The organism is Caldicoprobacter sp. (assembly GCF_047459465.1).
Classification (GTDB): domain Bacteria; phylum Bacillota; class Clostridia; order Caldicoprobacterales; family Caldicoprobacteraceae; genus Caldicoprobacter.
Genome location: NZ_VSCO01000150.1, coordinates 1 through 3,984 on the forward strand (window position 1 = coordinate 1; position 3,984 = coordinate 3,984).

Sequence of the window (3,984 nt, forward strand, 5' to 3'; positions counted from 1 at the left end):
TTGTCTTTCCCAGAGGCTAAGAGCAGGATCTTCTGTGCCTGCATAATGGTTTTTATGCCCATAGAAATGGCTTTGCGCGGCACTTCATCTGGCGAGTTAAAGAACCTGGAGTTTGCCTCGATGGTACGCTGTGCCAGCTCCACAACATGGGTGAGGGAATGGAATGGGGTACCCGGTTCGTTGAAGCCAATATGGCCGTTATGTCCAATGCCTAATACTTGTAAGGTAATACCTCCGGCCTTGGCTATCATCTTTTCGTAAGCTTTGCATTCTTCTTCCAATGATGGGGCCACACCGTTGGGCAGATGAACGTTTTCCCTCTTTATGTTGATGTGGTTGAAGAGGTTTTCGTCCATAAATCGGTGATAGCTACAGGGATGATCCTTGTCCAGACCCACATATTCGTCGAGATTAAAGGTCACCACGTTGGAAAAATCAACTTTTCCTTCTTTATACATCTTAACTAAAGTTTTGTACATTCCCACAGGCGTACTGCCGGTTGCTAGGCCGAGAACAGTATGGGGATTGCTGTTTATTTGTTTGGCTACAATCTCGGCTGCCGTTTGGCTCATCTCGTCATAATTTTTGCATATTATGACCTTCATTGTCAAAACACTCCTTTTTAGCTTAATTGATTTCGCTTTATTCTTTCATTAGATAAAAACAGCTTATCCTCCTTTCGTTGGCTGGCTATTTTATATTATGTGGCGATATTTTAATGTTTATTGGTCGGCCTTTAAATCAGCCTTTAAATAGAGCGGCGCATTTAAGCTAAACATACTCTTCAGAATATTCTAGCATGATTCATTCAACGATGTATAGGTTTTTGGGAAAAATTTTTTAAGATTTTTTTATTGGTTTTACAAATGGTATAAGGCAACCCCTTTGATGATTGGAATAAAATGCATAAACGATGTTTTGTGCTATAATAATAGTTGGTCAGTATTGGAGTAGATACAGTTAATGTCTGACTTAAGAGGGGAATAAAACTTTATGATGGGATCTAAAACCGGCCGCTTGTTCATCAGGGTTTTTTACATAATAATAGGGAGTTTCATATATTCGCTCGGTGTCAATATGCTCTTAGTTCCACATAAGCTGTTGAGCGGAGGACTGACGGGCATTGCTATAATACTGGAGTACCTATTTTCTATCCCTAAGGAAATCACTGTCATAATCTTCAACGTCCCCTTATTTATTGGGGGATATAGGTTTTTGGGGAAGCGTTTTATTTACCTGAGCCTCCTAGGGATAGCAAGCATGTCAGCCTTTCTGTACCTCACAAAAGGTTGGACAATAGATGTAAAGGATGACATGATAGCTGCAATTTTTGGGGGATTGATTTTGGGAACGGGGGCAGGAATTGTAATGAGAAACCGTGGCTCCCTGGGCGGTACCGATATCATATCCCTACTTGTGAATAAATTCTTTTCGTTTAGTGTTGGTTGGGTTGCCACGGCATGTAACTTTATAATATTGAGCGCTGCGGCATTTCTTTTAAATGTTGAAACTGCCATGTTTTCGATGGTAGGTATATTTGTAAGCAACAAAGCGGTGGATGCTATACTGACGGGATTTAATCACAAGAAAACCGTTATAATAGTCTCAGATAAGGCCGAGGACATGGCGCAGGAGCTCTTTCGCCATGTTAAGAGGGGGATTACCTTCCTAAATGGCCAAGGTGCCTATACCCATAAGGATAAGAAGCTTATATACATGGTGGTGCGGACCATGGAGCTGTCAAAGCTCAGGGAAGTGGTACATAGGGTTGACCCCGGAGCCTTTATGTCCATAATAGATACTAGAGAGGTACAGGGCAAGGGTTTTAGCGTGGAGGACATAATCTGAGGTCTCCAGGTTAGGCTAAGCAATTGGTAATCGACAAAGAAGAGCAGGGCGATACAGTATGTAAGATGAAATTTAAAACAAGGAGGGTTTTTTATGGATTTAAACCGCATCGTTGAGTCGTACAGGGAGGAGATGATACGCTCGACCCAAGAGCTGGTAGCTATCCCCAGCGTAGAGGGAGAACCGCAGCCTGGCAAGCCGTTTGGAGAGAATGTCTATAAAGCCCTTGACTACATGTTAACCCTTGGCAAGGAGCTGGGATTTGAGACCAAAAACGTGGATGGCTATGCGGGGCATATAGAATTGGGTCAAGGGGAGAAGATGCTGGGGATACTGACGCATTTGGATGTGGTACCCGAAGGGAGTGGCTGGACCTATCCTCCCTATGGAGGTGAGATCCATGATGGTAAGATTTACGGGAGGGGAGCCATTGACGATAAAGGGCCTACCATTGCTGTACTTTATGCCATGAAGGCCGTAATGCAGTCCGGCATTCCGGTAATAAGAGGGTGAGATTAATACTGGGTACCGATGAGGAGAGCGGGTGGGAGGACCTCAAATACTATTTTAAAAAGGAGCCAGTTCCCGACTTTGGCATGAGTCCCGATGGCCGTTATCCCATTATCAACGCCGAAAAGGGAATCTTGCATATAGCTTTGTCAAAGAAGTTTGTAAACAGACAAAAATCTTCTATGGGGATTGAAAGGATATATGGGGGACAGAGGCCCAATGTGGTACCAGATGAGTGCGTCTGCGTTTTTAGACCAGGCGTCGATAGGGAGAAGCTGATGGAAGCCATCGAAAACTTAAAGAGCAAGTTGGGGTATGAGATAGAGGTCGAGAAGGGCGAAGGGGATGCTGTAATCGTCAAGTCTATTGGCCGGCTTGCTCACGCCAGCATGCCCGAAAAAGGTAAGAATGCCATTGGGCAGATGCTGCTTTGCCTCTCGGCTGTAGGGTTGGAGGATAATGAGATGGAAAGGTTTATTGCTTTTCTAGCGGAAGCTATTGGCATGGAATTTGATGGCCATTCTATGGGTCTGGCACTGGAGGATCAGCTTTCGGGAAAGCTTACCCTCAATTTGGGGATGATAGATGTAAATGATCAATATGGCCGGGCGGTCATCGATATACGTTATCCTGTAAGCTTGGAGAAGGAGCATATATTATCACGCATATACCATGTGGCTGGGGCACATGGCATAGAAGTAGAAGTATTGGAGCATCAAGGGCCTCTTTACGTGCCCGAGGACCACTTCCTGGTACAAACGTTGAAGAAGGTATACGCTGATCAGACGGGGCAACCGGCTTATACCGTTGCTATAGGGGGCGGGACCTACGCCAGGGCTATTAAGAATGCGGTGGCATTTGGAGCGGTCTTTCCGGGGAAACCTGAAATGGCACATCAGAAGGACGAGTACATAGAAATCGAGGACCTGATCATGAACGCCAAGATTTATGCTCATGCCATTGCCGAACTTGTCAAATAATGAATTGATGGGTTGTTGTGGATAGCCGCCGCAATGCAAAGGTGCTGAAAGTGGACGCAATGCGGCGGCGTTCTTATTTGTGGCTATAAACCCTTTCTAAATCCAGTAAGGCCTTTTTTATTTCAATGCCCGCGCTAAAACCACCCAGGCCTCCGCCGGATGTCAGCACCCTGTGGCAGGGTATTATTATGGGAACAGGGTTAGCGCCGCAGGCTTGTCCTATGGCGCGGTAAGCTTTGGGATGGCCGATTTGTATGGCAACATCTTTATAGCTGCGTGCCTGACCGTAGGGTATGGATTGTAAGGCCTCCCATACCATCATCTGAAAAGGGGTACCCTCTATATCAACGGGAACATCGAAATGTTTTCTCTTGCCCTGGAAATACTGTTTAAGCTCCACTGCTGCAGGGTGGGATGACTCGAAAAAATAGGGTATATTTTTGTGATGCAATTTTTTTATAATGGTTTCAAAATGGGCGAAATGTACTTCTTTCACCCCTTTAGGAGTGGCTATGATGGTAACGGGATGTATAAACCCATCCACTTCGGCTATCGTATATGGCTCAAGATTCTTTGGAGAGCTTTTCATTTCTATTTTTTACTCCTTTCTTCTAACAAAAAAAATTAAGCAAGCCCTGAGGCAATT

General features: G+C 44.8%; 5 protein-coding genes. 3 read left to right on the top strand and 2 right to left on the bottom strand.

Annotated elements, in window-relative coordinates:
* A partial coding sequence (nagB, locus tag FWJ59_RS08350; RefSeq protein ID WP_414481486.1) for a glucosamine-6-phosphate deaminase occupies positions 1 to 605 on the bottom strand: 605 nt, incomplete at its 3' end.
* Positions 606 to 993: 388 nt separating this feature from the next.
* On the opposite strand from nagB, the gene FWJ59_RS08355 reads away from it, so the two are divergent.
* From FWJ59_RS08355 to FWJ59_RS08365, 3 genes are all read left to right on the top strand, one after another.
* Entirely contained in the window at positions 994 to 1,848 is an 855-nt protein-coding gene (locus FWJ59_RS08355) for a YitT family protein (protein WP_414481487.1), read from the top strand.
* Positions 1,849 to 1,941: 93 nt separating this feature from the next.
* Complete coding sequence (locus FWJ59_RS08360; RefSeq protein WP_414481488.1) at positions 1,942 to 2,361, top strand: M20/M25/M40 family metallo-hydrolase; 420 nt, start codon at positions 1,942 to 1,944, stop codon at positions 2,359 to 2,361.
* Positions 2,358 to 3,338, top strand: a complete 981-nt coding sequence (locus tag FWJ59_RS08365) for a Sapep family Mn(2+)-dependent dipeptidase (protein ID WP_414481489.1) — start codon at positions 2,358 to 2,360, stop codon at positions 3,336 to 3,338. Before FWJ59_RS08360 ends, FWJ59_RS08365 begins: the two co-directional genes overlap by 4 nt.
* A 73-nt stretch (positions 3,339 to 3,411) precedes the next feature.
* Here FWJ59_RS08365 and FWJ59_RS08370 read toward each other — a convergent pair whose 3' ends face one another.
* Positions 3,412 to 3,927, bottom strand: coding sequence for a methylated-DNA--[protein]-cysteine S-methyltransferase (locus FWJ59_RS08370; RefSeq protein ID WP_414481490.1), 516 nt, complete (start codon positions 3,925 to 3,927; stop codon positions 3,412 to 3,414).
* Positions 3,928 to 3,984: the final 57 nt, after the last annotated feature.

Coding starts and splice junctions, on each gene's coding strand:
- FWJ59_RS08355 (WP_414481487.1), top strand. CDS start 994: ATGATGGGATCTAAAACCGGCCGCTTGTTCATCAGGGTTTTTTACATA.
- FWJ59_RS08360 (WP_414481488.1), top strand. CDS start 1,942: ATGGATTTAAACCGCATCGTTGAGTCGTACAGGGAGGAGATGATACGC.
- FWJ59_RS08370 (WP_414481490.1), bottom strand. CDS start 3,927: ATGAAAAGCTCTCCAAAGAATCTTGAGCCATATACGATAGCCGAAGTG.